The sequence below is a fragment of the Paenibacillus sp. sgz302164 genome (genome assembly GCF_056120505.1).
Window position 1 is genome coordinate 20,175 of sequence record NZ_JBVYOL010000038.1, and the last position, 22,838, is coordinate 43,012.

A 22,838-nucleotide genomic window follows, 5' to 3' on the forward strand; every position below is an offset into this window, starting at 1 on the left:
AGATGTTGTGAATTCGCAGGTCAGTGAGTACAATGATGGTGAGAAAGGCCTAGGTCTTTATGCTTGGGAAGCGGGCTTTCCCGCGAAAGCTTTTGGGAGGACGACGATCATGTACAAATTGATTTTGGCGGACGATGAAGAGGATGTCAGAGAGGGCGTTGTCCGGGAAGTGGATTGGGCGTCCATCGGTTTTGAGGTCGTCGACAAAGCGGAGAACGGGCGCGAGGCGCTGGAAATGGTCGAGCGTCTGCAGCCGGACGTCGTTGTGACGGATATACAGATGCCCTTTATGAACGGGTTGCAGTTTGCGGAGATTGTCCGGGAGCGGTTTCCGACGATCAAAATCATTATTTTGACCGGGCACGACGAGTTTGAATACGCTCAAAAAGCGGTCAAGCTCCATATCGACGAATATGTGTTGAAGCCTTTTTCCGCGCAGGAGCTGGTTGGCACGCTGCTGAAGGTGAAAGGGCAAATTCAGGAGGAGGTGGCGCACCGCGAGGACGTGCAGCTGCTCAAAGAGCACTACCGCAAAAGCATGCCGGTGCTCAGGGAAAACTTCCTGGCCTCGCTAATGAGCCGCAAGCTGCCGCGCGGCGAAATCTACGAGAAGGCGAGCACTTACGGCGTCAGCCTAGAGGGCGGCAGCTTCGTCGCGGCCGTCGTCAGCATCGACGGGGCGCCGATCGGCGAAGACGATGCCGTGGACCGCGACGAGCTTGCGAAATCGGTATCGCTGCAATATTCCGAGGACCAGGCGCTGAAATATTTTGCGCTGCTGAACATATCGGAAGAAATTGCCGCGAAGCGGGGGCTTGGCCTCGTGTTCATGCATAACGACCAGGTGACCGTACTGGCCGTCCACCGGACGGCGGACCGCGCCGCCGCGCTGCAGCAAACTTTGAAAGTGCTGGATGAAATTCGCCAGAACGTGGAAAAGTACCTGAAGTTCTCGGTAACGTCCGGAGTCGGCACGGTAATGAACGATGCCGCCAAATTGAGCTATTCTTATAAGGATGCCGTGCAGGCGCTCGATTACAGAATTATTCTCGGCACCAACCGCATCATCTCAATCGACGATGTGGAGGCGCGGAACGTGGAGAAGATGCGTTTTGACGATCTCAAAGAACATGCGTTGATCCGCTGCATCAAAGTCGGGACGAGCCGGGAGATCAAGGAGACGATCGACGAGCTTTTTCACGGTGTGGAAGCCGGATTTTCGGTGAAAGATTACCAGATCTATTTGCTGGAAATTTTGACGTGCATTTTGAAAGCGGCGAAAGATTCGAATCTTGACGTCGACGAGGTGTTCGGGGGAAATTTTGTGCCGTTTACGGAAATCAACAAATTCACTTCGCTGGAAGAGGCCAAGCATTGGCTTGTCGAGCTGTGCTCCGGCATGATGAGCCATATCGCGAATGACCGCCAGTACACCTACAGGCATCTCGTGGACAAAGCCAAGGAATACACGAAGAATCATTATCACGAAGGGGATATTTCGATCCAAAAGGTGTGCGGCTATTTGCATATCAGCGCGGGTTATTTCAGCAGCATTTTCAAGAAAGAAACGAAGATGACTTTTGTCCATTACTTGAACCATATCCGCATGGAAGCCGCGAAGGAACTGCTGCGGACGACCGATATGAAGGCGCTGGAAATCGCGGAGAAGGTCGGCTATGCCGATGCGAACTATTTCAGCTTCAGCTTCCGCAAGCATGTGGGCGTTTCCCCGAAAGAGTATAGAAACAGTTCCAGAGGGGGTTAATTTTTGATCAAACGAATGCAATTTTTCTTGAAGGCAATGTATACCGTACTGCTTGACACCATGAGGGTCAGGAGCATCCAGTTTACGATTACATTGTCTTTTATTTGTATGACGGTGCTGGTGATGCTGACCGTTTCTTTGGTGCTGTACAACAAATTTTCGAAGACTGCGGAGGAGAACGCTTTTCTGAACACGCAGCAAATTATCGAGCAGGTTCAGCTTAATCTGGAAAATTACATTAAGGGCATGGCCGATACGTTCGAGGTCGTCGATGATAAAATCGCCCAAAGCCGGGGCATCCCTTCGGACAAGCTGCTTGACGCGCTGAATACGATTGCGAGCACGCGGGCGGACATTGTCTCCATCGATTTGTTCGCGGCCGACGGTCAACTCGTGACCGGAATTCGCGGGACGGACATGCGCAGCAATACGCGGCTGACCGAGCAGGGCTGGTTCAGGTCGGCTTTGGAGAATCCGAACCATTTGACTTTTTCGCTGCCGCATATTCAGAACCTTTTTAAAGGGCCGTATAAATGGGTGGTTTCCATGAGCAAAGGGGTGAAGATCAGCAGGAACGGGCAAATGACCGACGCCGTGCTGCTGGTCGATGTGAACTTCAAGACGCTCGACGATGTGTTCCGTACGGTAAGCCTGGGCAAAAAAGGTTACGTTTACATCATCGACGAATCCGCGGGAAGCATCGTGTATCATCCTCAGCAGCAGCTGATTTATATCGGTTTGAAATACGAGAATGTCGAGCAGGCGCTGAAATTTTCTTACGGCAAATATATGGACGAAGCGGACGGGGAGAAGCGGCTTAACGTCGTCAGGACCGTGAACAATATCGGCTGGAAAATTATCGGGGTATCCTATCTGGATGAAATCATCACGACGCGCAAGGAGATCAGCACGTTCATGATTTGGCTGCTGCTCATCGTGATGGTGTTCGTGCTGCTCATTTCCGCTTTCATGTCCGCGCGCATTACACAGCCGATCAAACGGCTCCGGAGATCGATGGAGATGGTGGAGAAAGGCGATTTCGACACGTATATTCACGTCCGGGGCGCCGCTGAGGTCGAGCACCTGTCGCGCCGCTTCAATCTGATGGTCAGCCGGGTCCGGGAGCTGATGGACCAAAGCATCCGCGAGCAGGAGGCGAAGCGGAAGAACGAGTTGGATGTGCTGCAGTCGCAGATCAATCCGCACTTTTTGTACAATACGCTGAACTCGGTCGTGCGGATGGTCGGCAGCGGCAAGAACGAGGAGGTGGTGACGACGATTACGTCGCTCTCCAAGTTTTTTCGCATCAGCCTGAGCAGAGGGAAGGCGATCATTACGGTGCAGGAGGAAATCGAGCATGTCCGCAACTATTTGATCATCCAGAAGATGCGCTACAAGGACAAATTCGACTACAGCATCGAGGTTCAGGAGGAGGCGCTGCCTTACAAGACGCTGAAGCTGATTTTGCAGCCGATTGTGGAAAATGCGCTCTATCACGGCATCGAGTATATGGCGGACGAGGGTTTTATCGATATATCGGTACGTCTGGAGGACGGTAAAGTTTGGTTCAGAATTCGCGATAACGGAGTCGGCATTCCCGAGGCGAAGCTCAAGTATATTTTGAGCGGGCATGCGAAAAGCGATCAAGGTTCCGGCGTCGGCCTGCGCAATGTGCACGAGCGGATCAAGCTCTATTTTGGCCCGGACTACGGCATTACGGTGGAGAGCGAGCTGGAAGAGGGGACGACGGTGAATATATGGATTCCGATGGTGCTGGAAGATGAATAGGGGGCTCCTTTATGGATAAAACTTTAAAAGTCGGACGCCTCGCGATGCTTGCACTCATGCTGGCTGCAGCTTCCACCGCTTCCTGCGACAAGCAGATCGACATTGCGCCCGTCCAGTATAAGAAGCATTTGGAGGTTGTGTTGAGAAGCCAGGAAGGCGATTATTGGAAAACGGTCAAAATGGGGGCGGAGGTTGCCGCCAAGGAGTTTGAAGTCACGCTGGATTTCCGCGCTCCGGGGGACGAGACTGATGTGCTCGGACAGATTGCCCTGGTGGAGCAGTCGATCGAGTCGAAGCCCGATGCGATCGTACTGGCGGCCAACGATTTTAAGGGCTTGGTTGATGTCGTCGACCGTGCGGCGGGGCAGAGCATTCCGGTCGTGACGATCGATTCCGACGTCGATTCCAGCCGCGTCAAGAGCTTCATCGGCGCAGACAACTATGAGGCCGGGCAAATGGCCGGGCGGCAGCTCGTCAAGCTCGCCGGAACGAGCTGCCAAATCGCCATCGTGAGCTTGAAGCAGGGCGAGCAAAATGTCGAGCAGCGGGAGCGCGGCCTTCTGGACGAAATATCCAAATACCCGGAGATCAAGGTGCTGGAGAAGGTGTACAGCCTTTCAAACCGGGAGCTGGCTGCCAACCAGACCCGCGACATTATTCAGCGGAACAGCCGTATCGACGGCATCGTAGCGCTGAATGAAAGCTCATCCATCGGAGTGGCTGACGAAATTCAGAAGCTTGGCCTGCAGGGCAAGGTGAAAATGATTGCGTTCGACAGCACATCGGAGGATTTGGAGCTGCTGCAGGAGGGCGTCATTCAAGCGACGATCGTTCAAAACCCGTTCAGCATCGGATATTTGGGTGTGAAAAACGCCGCTGAAGCAGCCTCGGGCATGAAAGTCCCGAGCCATGTGCCGACCGCGCTCAAGGCGATCGATCTGGACAATATGTTCTGGTCGGACAATCAGAAGCTGCTGTTTCCCTTCGTAAAGTGATGAGGATTTCGATAGAAAATGTGAGGATATTGCATTTGTTTCAGGGGAGCGATCCCGTATAGTGAGAATGTAAATAAAAAACATAGTTTAAGGGAGGCTCTTACCTTGAAAAAAATGATTACCCTTGCGGTAGCGGGCGCTCTGGCCGTAACCGCGGCAGGCTGCGGCGGCAAATCGGCGGCACCGTCTCCGGCAGCGACAACTCCGGCTGCATCCGGCGGTGCGGCGGCAACGGCATCGGCGGCTCCGGCGAAAGCGGATACCGGCAAAAAGCCTAACATCGGCGTGGCCATCTATAAATTTGACGATACGTTCATGTCGGGCGTTCGCGCTGCGATCTCTGACGCCGCCAAAGATAAGGCGAATGTGGAAATCGTGGACAGCCAGAACTCTCAACCGACGCAAAACGATAAAGTGGATCTTTTTATCACGAAAAAGGTAAACGCTCTTGCCATCAATGCGGTTGACCGCACGGCGGCCGGCGTTATTATCGACAAGGCCAAAACGGCGAACATTCCGGTCGTATTCCTGAACCGCGAGCCGCTCGCCGACGATATGAAAAAATGGGATAAAGTGTACTACGTAGGTGCCAAAGCGGAGCAATCCGGAACGATGGAAGGACAACTGCTGGTCGACTACTTCAAAGCGCATCCGGAAGCGGATAAAAACAAGGACGGCAAAATCCAGTACGTCATGCTCAAAGGCGAGCCTGGCCATCAGGACGCCGAGCTGCGCACGAAGTTCTCCGTTCAGGCGATCACGGACGCAGGCATGGGCGTAGAAAAAATCGCCGAAGACACAGCTATGTGGGACCGCGTCAAAGCGACTGAGAAAATGGCGGCATTCCTGGCGGCGAACGGCGACAAGATCGAAGCGGTAATCGCCAACAACGACGATATGGCTCTGGGCGCCATCGAAGCCTTGAAAGCCAAAGGCTACTTCAAGGACGGCAAAACCATGCCGGTCGTCGGCGTCGATGCGACGGCTCCCGCTCTGCAGGCGCTCGGCGACGGCACACTGCTCGGCACCGTGCTGAACGACGCCAAAAACCAGGGTGCGGCAACGACCAAAGTGGCCACCGTTCTCGCTAACGGGCAAACGCCAAGCAAGGAAAATACGGGCTACGACATTACGGACGGCAAATACGTCTGGATTCCTTACAAAAAAATTACGAAAGACAACATGAGCGAAGCGAAATAAGCTTCATCTTAGCGGGCAAGGGAGCAATGTATGCTTACGTTGCGCCCTTGCTTTTGCTTTGCCGCAAAACCTGATTTGGGGCTCCCTGCAAAGCAGCCGAAACAGGCTTTTCAAAGGAGGCATCGCTTTGTGGGGACTATTTGGGAGATGGTAGGGGGAATTGCCATGACTGAGAATCAATACTTGCTTGAAATGAACAATATCTCCAAGGAATTTCCTGGCGTGAAGGCGCTCGACGGGGTAACCTTGCAGGTTCGCCCGGGCAGCGTGCATGCCTTGATGGGCGAGAACGGAGCGGGCAAGTCCACGCTCATGAAGTGCTTGTTCGGGATCTATTCGCCGGACGGCGGGGAGATCAAGCTGAACGGGGAAACCGTCGGCATTCACAATTCCAAGGACGCGCTGCAAAACGGAATCTCGATGATCCACCAAGAGCTGCATCCGGTACCGTACCGCAATGTTATGGAAAATATTTGGCTGGGCAGATTTCCTTACAAAGGAATCGGACCTTTTCGGTTTATCGATCACAAAAAGATGCGCAAAGATACGGAAGCTTTGTTCGAGCAGTTGCAAATGGATATTCATCCGGAAACGATCGTAGGCACGTTGTCGGTATCCAAGATTCAATCTCTGGAAATAGCAAAGGCGGTTTCGTTTCACTCCAAAGTTATCGTTATGGATGAGCCAACTTCATCATTGACAGGAAACGAAGTGGAGCAGCTTTTCCGCATCATACGCGATTTGAAGAGCCGCGGCGTTTCGATCATATATATATCCCATAAAATGGAAGAAATATTGACCATTTCAGATGAAGTCACGATTATGCGCGACGGCAAGAAGATCGGCACATGGCCGTCTTCCGAGCTGACGACCGATTTGATTATATCGCGGATGGTCGGACGCGACCTCAAAGAGAGATTTCCGGAACGCAGCAATGTGCCGAACGGCGTATTGTTGAAGGTGGACGGGCTGACGTCTCCGATTGCCAAGTCGTTCCGCGACGTTTCCTTCGAGCTGCGCAAAGGCGAAATTCTCGGCGTCGGCGGCCTTGTCGGCTCCCAGCGTACGGAGCTAATCGAAGCGTTGTTCGGCCTCCGGTCCGTTGCCTCGGGGACGATTTCCATCCACGGCAAGCCGGTAAAACTGAAATCGCCGATCGACGCGATCAGGCACAAAATCGCCCTGCTGACCGAGGAGCGGCGCGTAACCGGCATTTTCCCGGTGCTGTCCGTGCTCGAAAATACGGTCATTGCCAACCTTTCCAGATACATGTCGCCACTGGGACTGATTGACGACAGGAAGCGAAGAGAAGAGGTCAAGCAGAGCATTGAAATGCTCAGAGTGAAAACTCCGAATATGCATGCTTTGATCAAAAATTTGTCGGGGGGCAATCAACAAAAGGTGCTGCTGGCCAGATGGCTGCTCACCGAGCCGGACGTGCTGCTGCTGGATGAGCCGACCCGGGGTATTGACGTAGGCGCGAAGTTCGAAATTTATTCGATCATTGCGGACCTCGCCAAACAGGGGAAAAGCATTATCATGATCTCTTCTGAAATGCCCGAGCTGCTCGGGATGTCAGACCGAATCATGGTCATGAGCGAAGGACGCCTTACCGGCATTGTCGACGGAAAACAGGCAACAGAACAAGAGATCATGCGCCTTGCTGCACAGCAATAGGCATAATGAAGGAGGCCGAGCTGTCATGAGTTCCATCACCGAAACGTCAGCCAATAAAAAAGTAAGTGCATTCATTACGAAATATGTGATTTATATCGTACTCGCCGTCCTTGTCGCAGCGATTGCGATTTATGACCCGCGCTTTTTGTCCGTGGATATTTTCCGGGACATTCTGCTTCAATCGTCGACGCGCGTCATTATTGCGTTGGGCATCGCCTTCATCCTGATTACCGGAGGAACCGATCTATCCGCCGGGCGCATCGTCGGGATAACGGCGGTCATTTCCGCCTCGATGCTGCAGATGCCGGATTATGCGCGGAAGTTTTTCCCGAATTTGCCGGAGCTGCCGCTTATCGTTCCGATTTTGATCGCCGTTGCGGTAGGTTTGATCATCGGACTGCTGAACGGGATTATCGTCGCCAAGTTTAACGTGCCGCCTTTTATCGCAACGCTCGGCACGATGGTCGCCGTGTACGGGGCCAACTCGCTTTACTTCGACATGGAGCCCAACCAGTCCCAGCCGATCGGCGGTCTGCGGGCCGACTTCAGCAAGCTGGGGACGGGCTTTATAGGCAGCAGCGGTCCCTATTCGATACCGTATATTGTCATTATCGCCGTTATCGTTTCCATCATCGTCTGGGTTGTGTTCAACAAAACCAAGCTGGGCAAATACATGTACGCCATCGGAGGCAACATTCACGCGGCGAAGGTTTCGGGCATCAACGTAGGCCGCTACCTCATTTATTTGTACGCCATCGCGGGCGCTTTGTACGGTTTGGCAGGCGTGCTTGAAGCAGCCAGAACCGGCGGAGCGACGAACAACTATGGCAACATGTACGAGCTTGACGCGATCGCGGCCTGCGTAGTCGGCGGCGTATCCACCTCCGGGGGCATCGGCACGGTCCCGGGCGTGCTGGCAGGCGTATTGATTTTCAGCGTAATCAACTACGGCCTCACTTTTATCGGCATCAGCCCTTACTGGCAGCTCATTATCAAAGGCTTGATCATCGTCGCGGCCGTCGCGTTCGACATGCGGAAATATATGAACGCCAAATGACAGAGAGATTCCAGGCACTATGAAAAAAGACCGACTCCCGGGGCGTCTCGGCTTGCCGAAACGAACCCGCGGGAGCGGTCTTTTTAATTATTGCGCGAGCACAAATTTTTCGATCACGTGTCTGACTCCGTCGTCGTTGTTGCTCCGCGTAACATAGTTCGCGAGTGCTTTCAGCTCGGGCAGCGCATTGTCCATCGCTACGCCGAGGCCGGCGACTTGCAGCATCTCCCGGTCGTTCCAGGCGTCGCCGAGCGCGATGACCTGATCCATCCCGCAGCCGATGTGCTGCGCCAGGAATTCGATGGCATGGCCTTTGGTGCCTTCCTTGTGCATGAATTCCAGGTAATTCGGCTTCGATTTTGTGATATGCACCTGATCGCCGATCAGCGGCAGGAGCTCTTCGCGCAGCCGATCGCATACTTCGGGCTCGTCGACGATGAGCAGCTTGGGCTGGGGAATATCGATCCACTGCCGCAAGTCCCCGATGATGTAAGGCGTTTTGGACAATTTGACGTAGTTTTTAATTTTATCGTTGTCTTCTCCTGCATAAAGCTGGTCGCCATGGTACAGTTGAAGGTGAAGGTTACGTTTTTCGCAAAAATCGAGCAAAAACCGGGCGCTTTCCACGGGAACCGTCCGTTCGTAGAGCACTTGCTCGTCCAGCAGGTTTTTGATCAGGGCGCCTTGGTACGTAATAATGGGGACGTTGAGCCCGATGCGATTGGCGATTTTGGCCGCGGAAGGAAAGCTTCTTCCCGTCGCGATCGTTACCGTTACGCCCTGTGCGACGGCTTGATGCATCGCTTCGACGGTCTCGGGGGAAATCGTCAAATCATCCCGCAGCAGCGTGTCGTCCAGGTCTGTAGCAATTAATTTATAGCTCATAACTGTTCTCTCCGTTCCGATCCGTATTCTCTATCTTGAAAATCTTCTATAAGCATACCGGAATCTGCTCAGTTTGGCATCATTTTTTTGATACAATAAGCATGAAAAAGGAGGGGATCGCGCGATGTCACCCGGCTATGCGGAGAAGTTGGAAGGCTATACAGACGGGCTAGAAGCTAACACAGACAAGTTGGAAACATACATGGACAAGCTGGAAGTCTACACGGACGAGTTAGAAACCTACACCGACAAGCTGGAAGCTTGGCTGCGGATGCACGCCAATCCGGCGGACGCGCTGGAAATGGCAGCTTATATGCGCAATCAGTTCCCGTTTCTCGGGATCAGGAAACCGCAGCGGGCAGCGCTCGTCAAGCAGTTTTGGAAAGAGCACGGGGTTCCAGTAGGAGCGGAGGGAGTCCGGGTCGCCGAGCAATTGTGGGAGCTGCCGGAAAGAGAGTTCGCCTACACGGCGATGGAACTGCTCGCCAAAGTGCGCAAGGAAACGCCCTCTAGGCATATTGACATGCTGGAACGGCTGATCGTGACCCGATCCTGGTGGGATACGGTCGATATGATCGCGGACCATTTGGTCGGCGCCCATTTTCAAAGATTTCCGGAGTTGATACCCGCCTATGTGGACAAGTGGCTTGACTCCGGCAACATCTGGCTGCAACGAACTGCGATCCTGTTCCAGTTGAAATACAAGCAGCGCACGGATACCGGGCTGCTGTTTGCATGCATCCGCAGGCTGGCGGATTCGCAGGAGTTTTTCATCCGCAAGGCGATCGGCTGGGCGCTGCGCGAATATTCAAAAACCGACGCCGCGGCGGTGCAAGCTTTTGTGGACCGGACGGAGCTTTCTCCGTTAAGCGTCAGAGAGGCGTTGAAGGTCATCCGGAGGAACGAGTAATTGTTCCGGCCGTGCGGTCAAGGCCGTTTTGCCCGGTGGGGGTGGGGGATTGCTCCGGCTGTGCAGTCAAGTCCGTTTTGTCTCGATAGGAGATGAGACGGGCTTTTTTTGCATGCCGGCGGACAAAGCCTGCAAAAGTGCAGGCTTTTTCGATGGATACGCCTCGTTTGGAGGAAATACCTGCGATTGTGCAGGAATTTTTGCCCGGAACGGGGCTAAGCCCTAAATTTCAGCGGAAAAACTGCAGATTTGCAGGAATTTTCCGAAGCAAGGCTTTTGACGTGCAAAAGCCTGTATTTTTGCAGGCTTTTCTGCGCAATGTTCATTGCGCATTGCGTACTACGTGTTGCGCACTACGTAGTACGCGCGGCCGGCAGTGTCTTGCCAAGAATTGTTTCGACACTCGTAAGTCGGATTTAAGGGGACGGTAGTGCTGCGGGTCAAGGAGGGCATCTGGTGAAGATGCGAAGTTATAAGGAGTCATTTGGTGAAACAATGTGATTGGGAACGCACTTTCTACATGAGCAAAAGGAAAATTTATGTAATATAATATAACATTAATTCCGTTTTTGAGATTTTATTGTTATTTATATTTACATTAACATGACATTGTATTAAGATTATTGAAAATTAAAGGAGGAGACGAAGGATGGCTAGCACAACGAATACGGATCTGGTAGCTCTTTTGCCGAAAGTTGATCTCCATTTGCACCTGGACGGAAGTGTAAAGCCGGAGACGATTTTGGACATTGCCGCGAAGGAAGGAATCGAGATGCCGGCGCACGACACAGAAGGGCTCCTGCCTTATATGCGTGTCGGGGATGATTGTTCGAGTCTCAAGGATTATTTGAGCAAATTCGATTTTACTACGCGCTTTTTGCAGTCTTCGGATGCGTTGGAACGGGTTGCTTACGAGGTGGTGGAGCAGTGCTCCGAGCATAATTGCAAATATGTGGAGGTCCGGTTTGCGCCGCAGCTTCACCGGAAGAACGGAATGTCCGCCGAAGAGGTGATCCATTATGTAGCCCAAGGCTTGAAGCGCGGCGAGAAGCAGTTCGGCATCAAGGCCCGGGGCATCGCCATTTGCATGAGAAATCATGCGCGCGAGCAAAACCTGGAAGTGATAGAAGCAGCGGTTCCTTACATCGGAAAAGGGGTAGCGGCCGTCGATTTGGCAGGGGACGAGGCGTCGTATCCGCCGGAATTTTTCCGCGAGGTGTTCGCGGTTTCCCATAAAAAAGGAATTCCGATCACGATACACGCCGGGGAAGCGGCCGGGGCGGGCAACATTTACGAAGCGGTCACGCATTTGGGCGCAGCCAGAATCGGCCACGGGGTCAGGTTGAAGGAGAGCTCTTCGATTTTCGACATGGTCGTGGACCGCCGCGTTCCACTCGAAATGTGCCCGATCAGCAACATTCAGACGAAGGCTGTAACGGGATGGGACGCTTACCCGATTCGCGAATATTTTGACAAGGGGATCAAGGTGACCGTCAATACCGACAATCCGAGCGTATCGGGGACGGATATTACGAAGGAATACCGGGTGCTTTCCGAGAAATTCGCATTTACCGGCTCCGAGTTGGGCGTCATTATTATGAACGGTGTGGAAGCGGCATTTCTTGAAGACGGCGAGAAACTTGCGCTGAAGCGGGAAATTGAGGGCGAATTGCATGAATTGGGCGTGTTTGTCAAATGAATGGAAGAACGTGAACTTGTTCGCCGGTCGGCGGGCAGGTTCTTTTTATGGGCAAATGAAAATGGACTCCATACGGCAGTTAAAGCTCGCTTGGCAAGCCGTTAAGATACATATTTATACAATCTGTGTTTTGCTTTAGCGCGGATATTGTTTTCAGGTTTGGCGATTTATAAATAGTCGGATAATCGATTTCGTTGTACGCTTCCCTGATTGGAAAAGCAAGTTGTTCATAGTCCGGGGAGAATTCGGCATATACGCCAATTTTGTTCCCCCGTGCATCCAAGCGGACCCATTTCTTTCTGGAATGAAGGAAAACGGCATTAAGCGCATGGAGGCAGTACCCCGTATCCGGCGTATCGCCAATGGTAAGCCGCTGATAACAAAACCCGGCAGGAATCTTTTTACTCCTTAAAATAGCACCTAGCAAATTTGACTTGGCGTAACAGATACCTTCTTTAAAATAGAGCACTTCCGATGCTTTACACGTGATTCGCGAACTTTGAATGTCCCATGAATGAAATATTTCATCCCGGACAAATTCATAAGCCTTTTTCACAAAATCATCTTCGTTTAACGCTTGTGAATAAAGCTCGGATGCTTTTTCTTTAATGGAAGGATGGCTGTAATCAACTTCCTCGGTTTCGGCCAAAAAGTCTTCCAAATCGTTCGATTCGAATATCAAATTCATCTCGTATCTGCCTTCCTGCTGAAAGTATAGTTGTTCATTTGCTAGATTGTATTATTATGCATGATGATGGAAATTTATTCAACAGATATATAGTTCTGTGTATCTGTATAACTATATTTTCTTGTAGTTTTTTGTTGACGAAAAGAGCCCGTCTCTAATATAATTGCTATAGCAATTAGTTGGCAGAGGAGAATCGCAAAATGGAAGGTCAGCCGAAACTATGGAATCGCGATTTTGTTGCTGTGTGTTTCAGCAGCTTTTTTTTGTTTATGACGTTTTACATACTGGCCGTTACGCTCCCGATCATAGTCACCGATACGCTGCACAAAGGGCAAAAGGAAATCGGGCTGGTGATGACGGTATTTATTGTTTCCGCGGTCATCTGCCGGTCGCTGACGGGCAAATGGCTGGATGAATGGGACAGGCGTAAGCTTGTGATCGTTTCGCTGGCTATATTTGCCGGCTGTACGGTCATCTATCCGTTTATTTCCGAGTACAAACTTTTGCTGGGCTTGCGGTTTTTGCACGGCATCGGCTTCGGTATGGCGGCGACGGCTACCAGCGCAGTGGCGGTCGATCTTGTCCCGGAACACCGCAAAGGAGAGGGAGTCGGCTATTTCAGCCTGTTTATGAGCCTCGCTATGGTCGTGGGACCTTTCCTGGGGCTGACGATTATGCAGACGCATAACAATGCGATTTTGTTTGGCGTATGCATCTTGTTCGTCGCTTTGTCCTTGTTGTGCGGCATCAGCCTTCGCATCCCTGCTCCGGCCATAGCGGGAAGGGCGGGACTTGCGACGGGCTGGAAAAAGTTCATCGAGCCGCGCGCCCTGCCGATCTCGCTGACGGGCAGTGTGCTGGCTTTTTCCTATGGGGCCATTACAACGTTTCTCTCGGTTTATGCGAAAGATATCGGCCTTGGCGTTTATGCCAGCTATTTTTTCATGGTTTTTGCCCTGATGATCGTTATTTCCAGGCCGTTTACCGGCAGGCTGTTTGACCGTTCGGGCCCGCATATTCTCGTATACCCCGGCGTAGCTCTGTTCGCGGTTGGCATGATTGTGCTGAGCGTGGCGAATGGGCCGCTCGCCTTTTTGGGCGCGGCGGGGATGCTCGGGCTCGGGTTCGGAGCATTGCTGCCGAGCTTCCAGACGATCGCCATTCAATCCGCCCCGGCGCATCGGCGGGGACTGGCGACCGGCACGTACTTCCTGCTGTTCGACTCCGGCTACGGCATCGGTTCTTCCGTGCTCGGCACAATAGCCGCAAGCTCCGGATACCATGCGATGTATTTCTTTGCAGGCCTGGTCGTCGTTTGCGCCGCGATTTTCTATTACGGCCTCTTTCACCGCAAACAGTCGTCCGTCAAAGAGCCCGCACCTGCTCTCGAATAAAATAAAGATAAACAAGCCATTACTAAGCACGGCAGCCGCTGTGTCCAGTAGTGGCTTTTTTGCGCACCGGTTAGCCGCCGCCCCATTGAGCTTAAAGAAGCTGCGGCCAGGTTAGCCGAGTTGGTTACGAAAGCTGTGATTGCCCCAGCCTGCTGCCGCTAGCCCAAGCGTCGGGCCAACGCCCATTTTCAATGCGGGATGATTTTTAGTGTTGACAATATACCTATGGGGGGTATACTATAAATACACGAAGAACAATATTGCAAATGAGGTGCGAAACGATGGACGCCAATGCGGAGTTGAAACAGGCATCTTTTCAGATAACAGGCATGACCTGCGCGGCATGCGCCAACCGGATTGAAAAAGGGCTTCAACGAATAGACGGAGTCAGCGAGGCTAACGTGAATTTTGCGATGGAGAAGGCGACGGTGACGTTCGATCCCGGCAAGGTGGACGCCGCCGGCATGGAGCAGACGATCGCCAAGCTGGGCTATGGGGTCGTCAAGGAGGCGGTAGACTTCGACATTACCGGCATGACTTGCGCGGCATGCGCCGCGAAGATCGAGAAGGCGCTGAACAAAATGCCCGGCGTGTCGAAAGCCGCAGTCAACTTCGCCATGGAGACGGCGCGCGTGGAGTACAGCCCTGCGGAGGTATCTCCGGCCGACATGCAGCAGAGGGTAGCCAAGCTCGGCTACGAGGCGATCCTCAAGCAGGCCAAAGAGGAGGCAGGCGAGCATCGCGCGGCCGAGATCAGGAAGCAGAAGCGCAAGCTGTGGATTTCCGCTGTGCTCTCTTTTCCGCTGCTGTGGGCGATGGTCAGCCACTTCTCGTTCACGTCCTGGATCTGGCTGCCGGACATTTTGATGAATCCGTGGGCACAGCTTGTGCTCGCGACGCCGGTTCAATTTTACATCGGCAGACAGTTTTATGTGGCCGCGTACAAAGCGCTGCGCAACAAAAGCGCCAACATGGACGTGCTCGTTTCCCTCGGCACCTCCGCCGCTTACTTTTACAGCTTGTATCTAACTCTCGAATGGGCGTTGAGCACGGATGCACACCGGCATGCGCCGGAGATGTATTTTGAGACGAGCGCGGTGCTGATCACACTTGTTATTTTGGGCAAATTGTTCGAAGCCCTCGCCAAAGGACGGACGTCCGAAGCGATCAAAACGCTGATGGGCCTGCAGGCCAAAACGGCGCTGGTCATTCGCGACGGAAAAGAACTGAGCATTCCGGTTGAGGAAGTCGTCGTGGGCGATGCCGTCATCGTCAAGCCGGGCGAAAAAGTTCCGGTCGACGGAGTCGTGCTGGAGGGCTCCTCATCGGTGGACGAATCGATGCTGACTGGTGAAAGCATGCCAGTCGGCAAACGGGCGGGCGATACCGTCATCGGTGCAACGATCAACAAAAACGGCATGCTGAAAGTGCGCGCGGCCAAAGTTGGCAGAGACACGGCTCTTGCCCAGATCATCAAAGTCGTCGAAGAGGCGCAGGGCTCCAAAGCTCCGATTCAGCGGATTGCCGACGTCATCTCCGGCGTGTTCGTTCCTATCGTCGTAGCCATAGCCGTCATCGCGTTTGCGGTTTGGTACCTGTGGATCGTCCCGGGCGATTTTGCCGGAGCGCTGGAAAAAGCGATAGCCATTCTCGTCATTGCGTGCCCTTGTGCGCTCGGACTGGCAACGCCGACGTCCATTATGGCCGGTTCCGGCCGGGCGGCCGAGCTCGGTATTTTGTTCAAAGGCGGCGAGCACCTGGAGTCGACCCACCGCATCGATGCCGTGATTTTGGATAAAACAGGCACGGTGACCAAAGGTAAGCCCGAATTGACCGACGTTCTTACGAAACTGGAAGAGTCCGAATTTCTCCGGTTGGTAGGCGCAGCCGAAAAAAGCTCGGAGCACCCTCTGGCCGAAGCAATCGTCCAGGGGATTCGCGGCAAGGGCGTTGATCTGCCCGATGCCTCGGAATTCGAGGCGATTCCCGGTTTTGGCATCCGGGCAACCGTTGACGGAAGGGAGGTGATGATCGGCACGCGGAAGCTGATGGCCCGGCATAACATCGACGCAGCCGCCGCGCTTCCCGTCATGACGCAGCTTGAGCAGGCGGGCAAAACCGCCATGCTGGCAGCCGTGGACGGCGTTTACGCCGGAATGGTGGCGGTGGCCGACACGATTAAAGAGACGTCCAAAGAAGCCGTATCCCGCTTGAAGGGGCTGGGCATACAAGTCATCATGATCACCGGTGACAACCAGCGCACCGCGGAGGCGATTGCGGGGCAGGTCGGCATTGAGCGCGTGCTGGCCGAAGTGCTTCCCGAAGGCAAGGCCGAGGAAGTGAAAAAGCTCCAGGCGCAAGGACTCCGCGTGGCGATGGTCGGCGACGGCATCAACGATGCGCCTGCACTCGCGATGGCCGATATCGGCATGGCGATCGGCACGGGCACCGATGTGGCGATGGAAGCCGCCGACGTTACGCTTATGCGGGGGGATTTGAACAGCATCCCCGATGCGATTGAAATGAGCCGCCGCACAATGGGCAACATCAAGCAAAATCTGTTCTGGGCGCTTGGCTACAACACGCTCGGCATCCCGATTGCCGCAATCGGCCTGCTCGCCCCTTGGGTGGCCGGCGCGGCCATGGCGCTAAGCTCCGTTTCCGTCGTGCTCAACGCCCTCCGGCTGCAGCGGGTGAAACTGTAACGGCCCTCGAAGCTTGACAAAAACGCCCCCGGTCCCGGCCTTGGCGTTTGACAATAAGGTCCCCCGCCCCGGCCCTGGGAGCTTGACAATAAGGCTCCCTGGCCTCGGCCCATTGGCGCTTGACAATATACCGTATGGGGGTATGATAAAGAGAATACCCGGGAGGGAGGTGCCTTCTATGGAAACGGAGCTGGAACAAAACAACGGAGCAAGCAGCTGCCACGACGATCAGGCCCGCAAGAGCCATCACTCCGACAAACTGAAATCCGATCTGATCAAACGGTTGAACCGGATCGAAGGCCAGGTGCGCGGCGTAAAGGGGCTTATCGAAAAAGATACCTATTGCGATGATGTGCTGCACCAAATCGCGGCGATTCAGTCGGCGTTGAACGGAGTAGGCAAGCTGCTGCTCGCAGGACACCTCAAAAGCTGTGTCGTCGAAAGAATTCAAGAAGGCGACATGGACGTTGTGGATGAACTGCTCAAGACGATGAATACTTTAATGAAATAAAAAACATTTGCGCGAAGGAGCGATAACTATGTCTAACGTTACATTGAAAGTAGAAGGAATGTCCTGCAACCACTGCGTGAACTCGATAGAAAAAGCGATGAAAGAGATCGGCGCCGAAGGCAAAGTGAACCTTGCCAGCAAAGAAGTCGCCGTACAGTATGACGACAGCAAGCTGACGCTTGCGGCAATTAAGGAAGCGATCGAAGAACAAGGATACGACGTAGTTCAATGAGCAATAAAACCGGCGCGCTCTTTATTGCCGTAATACCGAACTAAGGAGCGTTCCCATAGTTGACAACGAGCCAGCCCGCACTAGTTTGTTTCAAGTAAAAAATATGAGGCAAGCTGTCTGTAAATTTACCGTCCCATTCATGTAAAACAAAACGCCGACTTCCATCTTTATCCACATAGCCATCGTTGTTTACCGTATATTGTACCGCTGTGCCGCCAAGTTTTTTCTGTATAGCTTGTTTCGGCGACCTGGAATATACGAAAAAATATAAAAGGATATACACGATAAGAAAAAGTATACCGGCAGCGAGAATGGTTTTATAAAGAACCTTAACCATGGTATTTAGCATGTTGACCTCCAAATCTTCGCACCGCGCGCAGCTTTCAGTGCGCAGTTCCCATTCTTCGCGCAATGCGCGGCGTTTCGCTGCGTGTCGGCGGTAATTAGCGCCAAGCGGTGCCGACGGCAGCGGGGGACGATAGCCGTTCTGCCGCGGTGCGCATTTGGCGGTCATCCGTGACTGGAACGCTCGCAGTTCCGCCGCTGCCGAGTCCCTAATCGAAAAAAGCACGAATCGCCAGAGGGCTTGTCCTCATGCGGTGCGTGCTTTTGTGTTTGTTGTAATGAACCGATCCGCCGCATTTAACGGGTAACATGGAGAAAGCCTGCAAAAGTGCATCTTTTTGCCCACTGGCAAGCTTGAAACGAAAAATTCCTGCAAAAATGCAGGTTTTTCGGCTCGCGCACGGCCTTAGATCCATTTTCACCGGGAATTCCTGCACAATTGCAGGCTTTTCCCCAAAATGGGTCACTTTCACCGAAAAAGCCTGCACTTTTGCAGGCTTTTCGGGTTTCTCGGCCCTGGAGGCTACTAAGCTCTGTAGGGTTTCCCGGCCCCTGGAGGTTGCTAAGTTCTGTACGGGTTTCTCGGCCCCTGGAGGTTGCTAAGTTCTGTACGGGTTTCTCGGCCCCTGGAGGTTGCTAAGCTCTGTACGGGTTTCCCGGTCCCCGCAGGTTGCTAGCTCTGTGCAGGTTTCCTTGCCCCAGCAGGATGCTAGCTCTGCGCGGGTTTCCCGGTCCCCCACGTGCCCCTTAGCCCTAGCGGGCTTCCCGCATCCGGGCTCGCCACCCGCCCGTGCTGCGCCAGCCGCGGCGTCCGCCTATTGAATGCTTCCGGAAACAGAGCCCCCGGATGCGAGTTCCGACGTGCAATATTTGCAGCGCGACGCTTGGGCCGGAATGTCGGACAAGCAGTGCGGGCACTGTTTGGTAGCCGGCGCTTTTTCCTTCGGTTCTTCTTTTTTGCGGAATTTGCTCAGCTGCTTCACGACCATGAAAATGACAAAAGCGACAATCAGAAAATCAAGAAAAGTAGAAATAAATTGCCCGTAGTTAAAGGTAGGCGCGCTTTTTGCCGCGGCGTCCGCCAGCGTAGCGTAATGTTTGCCGTCGAGAGGGATGAACAAATCGTTGAACTTCACCTTGCCCAGCAGCAGTCCGATCGGCGGCATGATCAAGTCGTTCACGATTGAAGTGATAACTTTGCCGAAAGCGCCCCCGATAATGACCCCGACCGCCAAATCGACCATATTACCTTTAAAAGCAAAATCTTTAAATTCCTTTAGCATCATAAACCTCCGTATCACTGGTGTTGAATGCATTGTAGCACAAACTTGGACGGCCTTCAAAGCACAATTGCGGCGGGTATTTTCATTTACCGGCCATATCTGTCTATAATGAATGTAATACTACACTCAGGGGTCCGGCGGGCGAAACTGCTGACTCCCAGCTTGAATGGAACAGGAGAGAGGCCTTATGTCTGCTCGCCGCTTGCGATGGAAGGAGACGCTGCTGCTGTCGAATTTGTCGATGGAGAAGAAGCTGATTGTCGTCTTCGTATTCCTCATTATTTTGCCGATTACACTGACGGGGTATATTTCCTATCAGAACTATTCCACGTCGATCAAAAAAAATACGAGCCTCTACGCGTCGCAATTAACGGACAATATTACGAAGCGGCTGGACGATTATATCGGGGATATGGAGCAAATCTCGCAAATTCCGCTCTATTTGACCTCCTTCCAGCAGCTGCTGGAGGACAAGACGGAAACGCTGACCCAGAAGCAGGTCGAGATGGAAAATTACATCCGCATTATGAACAACATCAAGCGCGGCACGAATTCCATATACATTTTCGATAACGATAATAACAAATACTACAACATTATGACCGGCGGCGTCAGGACGGACCTGGACGAACGATCCGGCGAATGGCGGCGGCTGGCCCAGAGCGCCGGGGGTAAATCCGTGTTTTTGAGCACGCAGCAGTTGGCGAACTGGCAGACCGGCAAATTTGCTTTCACGGTGCTCCGGGAAATCCGCGATTTTTATACCCAGGAATCGATCGGAACGATCGCCGTCGACGCCAGCATCAGCGTCATTCAAAATGTCGTCAGCGATTTGGAAAACGCCGCGCACGGCAAGGTGCTTATTATCGATGCGGACAACAGCGTCATTTACGATACCGAGCAAAAGCGGATTACGGAAAAAATCAAAGACGATCCGGTCGTGAATCTGGCTGTCGGCACATCGGGCGATTTTATAAAAGAAATTGATGGCATTAAATATTTATGCATTTATTCGCAATCGCTGAAAACCGGCTGGAAAACGATCATCCGCATCCCGCTTGCCGAAATTACGAAAGATGCCGTGTATACGCAAAACATAACGCTGCTGGTCACCTGCATCATTATGGCGTTCGCTCTGTTTATTTCGATTTTGATCTCTTATGCGCTTACAAAGCCGATGAAACGGTTAATGCGGTTAATGAAAAAAGCCGAGAACGGCGATCTGGACGTCAGCTTCCAGGTGCAGAGCAGGGACGAGGCGGGGCGGCTCGGGCTGCATTTTAACAGCATGCTTGCGCGGATCAAAGAGCTCATCGGACAAGTGTACGTGATCGAGGGCCGCAAAAAGGAAGCGGAACTGGCGGCGCTGCAAAACCAGATCAATCCGCATTTTTTGTACAATACGCTTGAGACGATCCGGATGACGGCGGAAATCAATGACGATGAGGAAGCCGCTGAAATGATCGCCGCGCTGGGCAAGCTGTTCCGGTACAGCATCAACCCGATGAAAGGAACGGTCGCGCTGCACCAGGAGTTCGAGCACCTGCAAACCTATATTCAAATGATCAATTACAGGTACCGCGACAAGTTCCGTCTCGCTTTGGACGATTTCCAGGCGATTCGGTATTATCCCGTCATTCCGCTGCTTTTTCAGCCGATTGTGGAGAACGCCATTGTCCACGGGCAGACCGAGGATGACGAGCCGATCGACATTCATGTTTCTTATGAAATCGCGGGCCACCTGCTGACCTTGCGAATTGAGGATAACGGCAGCGGCATCGAGGCCGACAAGCTGCGGCGTCTGAACGAGAAGCTGAAGCAAGGCTTCTTGCATGAAGCTGCGCCCCAGTCTCCGCTACCGCTACTGACTCCGTCTCCACTACCGCCACCGTCCCCGTCTCCGGCCAGAGGGATCGGCCTGTTGAACGTGGACGAGCGGATCAAGCTGCATTACGGCGCCTCGTACGGCCTGGAACTGTTCAGTCGGCCGGGAGAGGGGACGACCGTCGTTATTTCGCTGCCCTATAACATACAGATCTGAAGGGAGGGACCGGCATGAAAATCATGATCGTGGATGACGAGGAAAAAATCAGGCTCGGCTTGTCCAAGCTGATCGAAAAAGCGTCGCCTCATTACGAAATTGCCGGCTTGTACGCCGGCGCTTCGGATTGCCTGGCCGCCCTGGAAACCAATAAGCCGGATGTAGTTATCACCGACATCAAAATGCCGGGCATGACGGGGCTGGAGCTCGCCAAATTGATCAAGCAAAGGGACCAGGACATCAAATGCGTCATTTTGAGCGGGTTCGGCGAATTTGAGTATGCCCGTTCGGCCATCTCGTCCGGGGTGTCCGCTTATTTGCTGAAGCCCGTAGACAAGCAGGAGCTGTACGAGTTGCTGGCGGGGCTGCACCAAAGCATTCAGGCGAAACCGGCCATGCTTTCCGGCAAAGACGATACGTTTTTGCGGCAGGCGCTGCTCGGAACGGGAGACAAGCAGGCGGCTGCGCTCGCGCTCAAGGACTCGTATCCGGAGCTTGTTCATATGCCGGCATTTGCCGTTGCCGCGGTTGTGACAGATTCCGCCCCGCCGAAAACGGCTTTTCGCAGCGGCTTTCAGCCGGAGCTCGCCGCCAAATATGAAATCGTGACGATGGATGACCGCACCACGGCTTTGATCGCCGCATTCGAGGATGCGGATCATGCAATTGAAGCATGGGAAGCCCAGCTCGGCAGCATATTAACGAAGGAGCGGGCTTTTTCCGCTTCGGTCGGCATCGGCAGGCTGTGCGCGCACTGGAGCGAATGGGCCGAAAGCTACCGGGAAGCGCTGGAAGCTACGGAGTACAATTTTTACGGTACAGGCCGGTCCACGGTCACCCGGGCGGAGCAGGTCGCGTTCGGCAATCTGCACAAGGTGGAGTCGTACCGGAAAAGAGTGCTGGAGAGTATGGAAATTTTCGATCTGCCCAGCGTCGAAATCCATTTGCGGGACATGCTGCGGGAAATTGCCAACATCAAAATTCGCATGCACCACTTGATCGAGCTTGTGGAGACGCTGTTTTATGCGCTGAACAAAGAAGCCGGCAAACGCCGGGAAACCGCGACTCAGCCGGAGCTTTCCATAGACTGGGGGATGGAACTGAAAAAATGCTTTACCTACAACGAGGCAAAAGCGTTAATCGAGCTGCGGCTGCTGAGCGGGCTGAACTCGTTGATGAACGAAAGAAGCAGTCAGGGAAGCATGACCGTTTTTCAAATCAAAAAAATTATCGAGCAGGAGTACGCGGAGGCGCTGGATTTGAACAGTTTGGCGAAGCGGGTGTTTTTGACTCCGAGCTATTTGAGCAAATTGTTCAGCCAGGAGACGGGGACGACGATCATCGAGTACATCATTTCCGTGCGGATGAACAAAGCGAAAGAACTGCTGAAAGATCAGATTCATTTGAAAACGTACCAGATCGGCGAGCTCGTCGGCTACCGCGATCCGGCTTATTTCAACAAACAGTTCAAAAAAGTCGTCGGTCTGACGCCCAAAGAGTACCGGGATGTTGTTAGCTAATTGTTAGCATAAAATTTCTGAAATACGCAAAAATAATACAATAAAAACAAAAAAACTACATATCAATCTGCCCTGCTCAGAAATATAATTAACATGAAAGCGATAACAAATGAGAATTTCATTATTTCAAGGGGGTATTCAAA

At 53.0% G+C, this 22,838-nt stretch carries 19 protein-coding genes; 14 read left to right on the forward strand and 5 right to left on the reverse strand.

Annotated features, from left to right (window positions below):
* The first annotated feature begins 109 nt into the window (after window positions 1-109).
* The 6 genes from AC0LWT_RS35540 to mglC all read left to right on the forward strand — a co-directional run bounded on the left by AC0LWT_RS35540 (window position 110) and on the right by mglC (window position 8,482).
* Complete coding sequence (locus AC0LWT_RS35540; protein WP_474686521.1) at window positions 110-1,765, forward strand: response regulator transcription factor; 1,656 nt, start codon at window positions 110-112, stop codon at window positions 1,763-1,765.
* 36 nt (window positions 1,766-1,801) lie between these two features.
* Window positions 1,802-3,553, forward strand: coding sequence for a sensor histidine kinase (locus tag AC0LWT_RS35545; protein WP_474686577.1), 1,752 nt, complete (start codon window positions 1,802-1,804; stop codon window positions 3,551-3,553).
* Window positions 3,554-3,564: 11 nt separating this feature from the next.
* The gene (locus tag AC0LWT_RS35550) at window positions 3,565-4,548 is read left to right on the forward strand and encodes a substrate-binding domain-containing protein (RefSeq protein ID WP_474686523.1); all 984 of its coding nucleotides are present in this window, start codon (window positions 3,565-3,567) and stop codon (window positions 4,546-4,548) included.
* A gap of 105 nt (window positions 4,549-4,653) precedes the next feature.
* Entirely contained in the window at window positions 4,654-5,748 is a 1,095-nt protein-coding gene (locus AC0LWT_RS35555) for a galactose ABC transporter substrate-binding protein (protein WP_474686525.1), read from the forward strand.
* 165 nt (window positions 5,749-5,913) lie between these two features.
* Window positions 5,914-7,425: a sugar ABC transporter ATP-binding protein gene (locus tag AC0LWT_RS35560; RefSeq protein ID WP_474686578.1), complete on the forward strand. Its 1,512-nt coding sequence runs from the start codon at window positions 5,914-5,916 to the stop codon at window positions 7,423-7,425.
* 25 nt (window positions 7,426-7,450) lie between these two features.
* Window positions 7,451-8,482 (forward strand): galactose/methyl galactoside ABC transporter permease MglC, encoded by a 1,032-nt coding sequence (gene mglC / locus AC0LWT_RS35565; RefSeq protein WP_474686527.1) that lies wholly within the window; start codon window positions 7,451-7,453, stop codon window positions 8,480-8,482.
* A gap of 87 nt (window positions 8,483-8,569) precedes the next feature.
* Here mglC and AC0LWT_RS35570 read toward each other — a convergent pair whose 3' ends face one another.
* The gene (locus AC0LWT_RS35570) at window positions 8,570-9,367 is read right to left on the reverse strand and encodes a Cof-type HAD-IIB family hydrolase (RefSeq protein WP_474686529.1); all 798 of its coding nucleotides are present in this window, start codon (window positions 9,365-9,367) and stop codon (window positions 8,570-8,572) included.
* Window positions 9,368-9,491: 124 nt separating this feature from the next.
* Between AC0LWT_RS35570 and AC0LWT_RS35575 the strand changes: the two genes are divergently transcribed.
* Together AC0LWT_RS35575 and add are read left to right on the forward strand one after the other, a co-directional pair.
* Window positions 9,492-10,277, forward strand: a complete 786-nt coding sequence (locus tag AC0LWT_RS35575) for a DNA alkylation repair protein (protein WP_474686531.1) — start codon at window positions 9,492-9,494, stop codon at window positions 10,275-10,277.
* Between the two features lie 649 nt (window positions 10,278-10,926).
* Window positions 10,927-11,976: an adenosine deaminase gene (gene add / locus AC0LWT_RS35580; protein ID WP_474686533.1), complete on the forward strand. Its 1,050-nt coding sequence runs from the start codon at window positions 10,927-10,929 to the stop codon at window positions 11,974-11,976.
* 79 nt (window positions 11,977-12,055) lie between these two features.
* Here add and AC0LWT_RS35585 read toward each other — a convergent pair whose 3' ends face one another.
* A complete protein-coding gene (locus tag AC0LWT_RS35585) occupies window positions 12,056-12,664 on the reverse strand; it encodes a transglutaminase-like domain-containing protein (RefSeq protein ID WP_474686535.1) in 609 nt (202 codons plus the stop codon).
* 200 nt (window positions 12,665-12,864) lie between these two features.
* Here AC0LWT_RS35585 and AC0LWT_RS35590 point away from each other — a divergent pair, with 200 nt between their 5' ends.
* The 4 genes from AC0LWT_RS35590 to AC0LWT_RS35605 all read left to right on the forward strand — a co-directional run bounded on the left by AC0LWT_RS35590 (window position 12,865) and on the right by AC0LWT_RS35605 (window position 17,506).
* Window positions 12,865-14,058, forward strand: coding sequence for an MFS transporter (locus tag AC0LWT_RS35590; protein ID WP_474686537.1), 1,194 nt, complete (start codon window positions 12,865-12,867; stop codon window positions 14,056-14,058).
* A gap of 281 nt (window positions 14,059-14,339) precedes the next feature.
* Entirely contained in the window at window positions 14,340-16,763 is a 2,424-nt protein-coding gene (locus AC0LWT_RS35595) for a heavy metal translocating P-type ATPase (protein WP_474686539.1), read from the forward strand.
* 178 nt (window positions 16,764-16,941) lie between these two features.
* Entirely contained in the window at window positions 16,942-17,274 is a 333-nt protein-coding gene (locus AC0LWT_RS35600) for a metal-sensitive transcriptional regulator (protein WP_474686541.1), read from the forward strand.
* Window positions 17,275-17,302: 28 nt separating this feature from the next.
* Window positions 17,303-17,506, forward strand: coding sequence for a copper ion binding protein (locus AC0LWT_RS35605; RefSeq protein WP_474686543.1), 204 nt, complete (start codon window positions 17,303-17,305; stop codon window positions 17,504-17,506).
* A gap of 40 nt (window positions 17,507-17,546) precedes the next feature.
* Here AC0LWT_RS35605 and AC0LWT_RS35610 read toward each other — a convergent pair whose 3' ends face one another.
* The 3 genes from AC0LWT_RS35610 to mscL all read right to left on the reverse strand — a co-directional run bounded on the left by AC0LWT_RS35610 (window position 17,547) and on the right by mscL (window position 19,134).
* Entirely contained in the window at window positions 17,547-17,855 is a 309-nt protein-coding gene (locus tag AC0LWT_RS35610) for a hypothetical protein (protein ID WP_474686545.1), read from the reverse strand.
* Window positions 17,856-18,060: 205 nt separating this feature from the next.
* Window positions 18,061-18,324 (reverse strand): hypothetical protein, encoded by a 264-nt coding sequence (locus tag AC0LWT_RS35615; protein ID WP_474686547.1) that lies wholly within the window; start codon window positions 18,322-18,324, stop codon window positions 18,061-18,063.
* A gap of 342 nt (window positions 18,325-18,666) precedes the next feature.
* Window positions 18,667-19,134, reverse strand: a complete 468-nt coding sequence (gene mscL, locus AC0LWT_RS35620; protein ID WP_474686579.1) for a large conductance mechanosensitive channel protein MscL — start codon at window positions 19,132-19,134, stop codon at window positions 18,667-18,669.
* A 187-nt stretch (window positions 19,135-19,321) separates the two neighbouring features.
* Between mscL and AC0LWT_RS35625 the strand changes: the two genes are divergently transcribed.
* Together AC0LWT_RS35625 and AC0LWT_RS35630 are read left to right on the forward strand one after the other, a co-directional pair.
* Window positions 19,322-21,175, forward strand: a complete 1,854-nt coding sequence (locus AC0LWT_RS35625; RefSeq protein WP_474686549.1) for a sensor histidine kinase — start codon at window positions 19,322-19,324, stop codon at window positions 21,173-21,175.
* Window positions 21,176-21,189: 14 nt separating this feature from the next.
* A complete protein-coding gene (locus AC0LWT_RS35630) occupies window positions 21,190-22,695 on the forward strand; it encodes a response regulator transcription factor (RefSeq protein WP_474686551.1) in 1,506 nt (501 codons plus the stop codon).
* Window positions 22,696-22,838 lie beyond the last annotated feature (143 nt).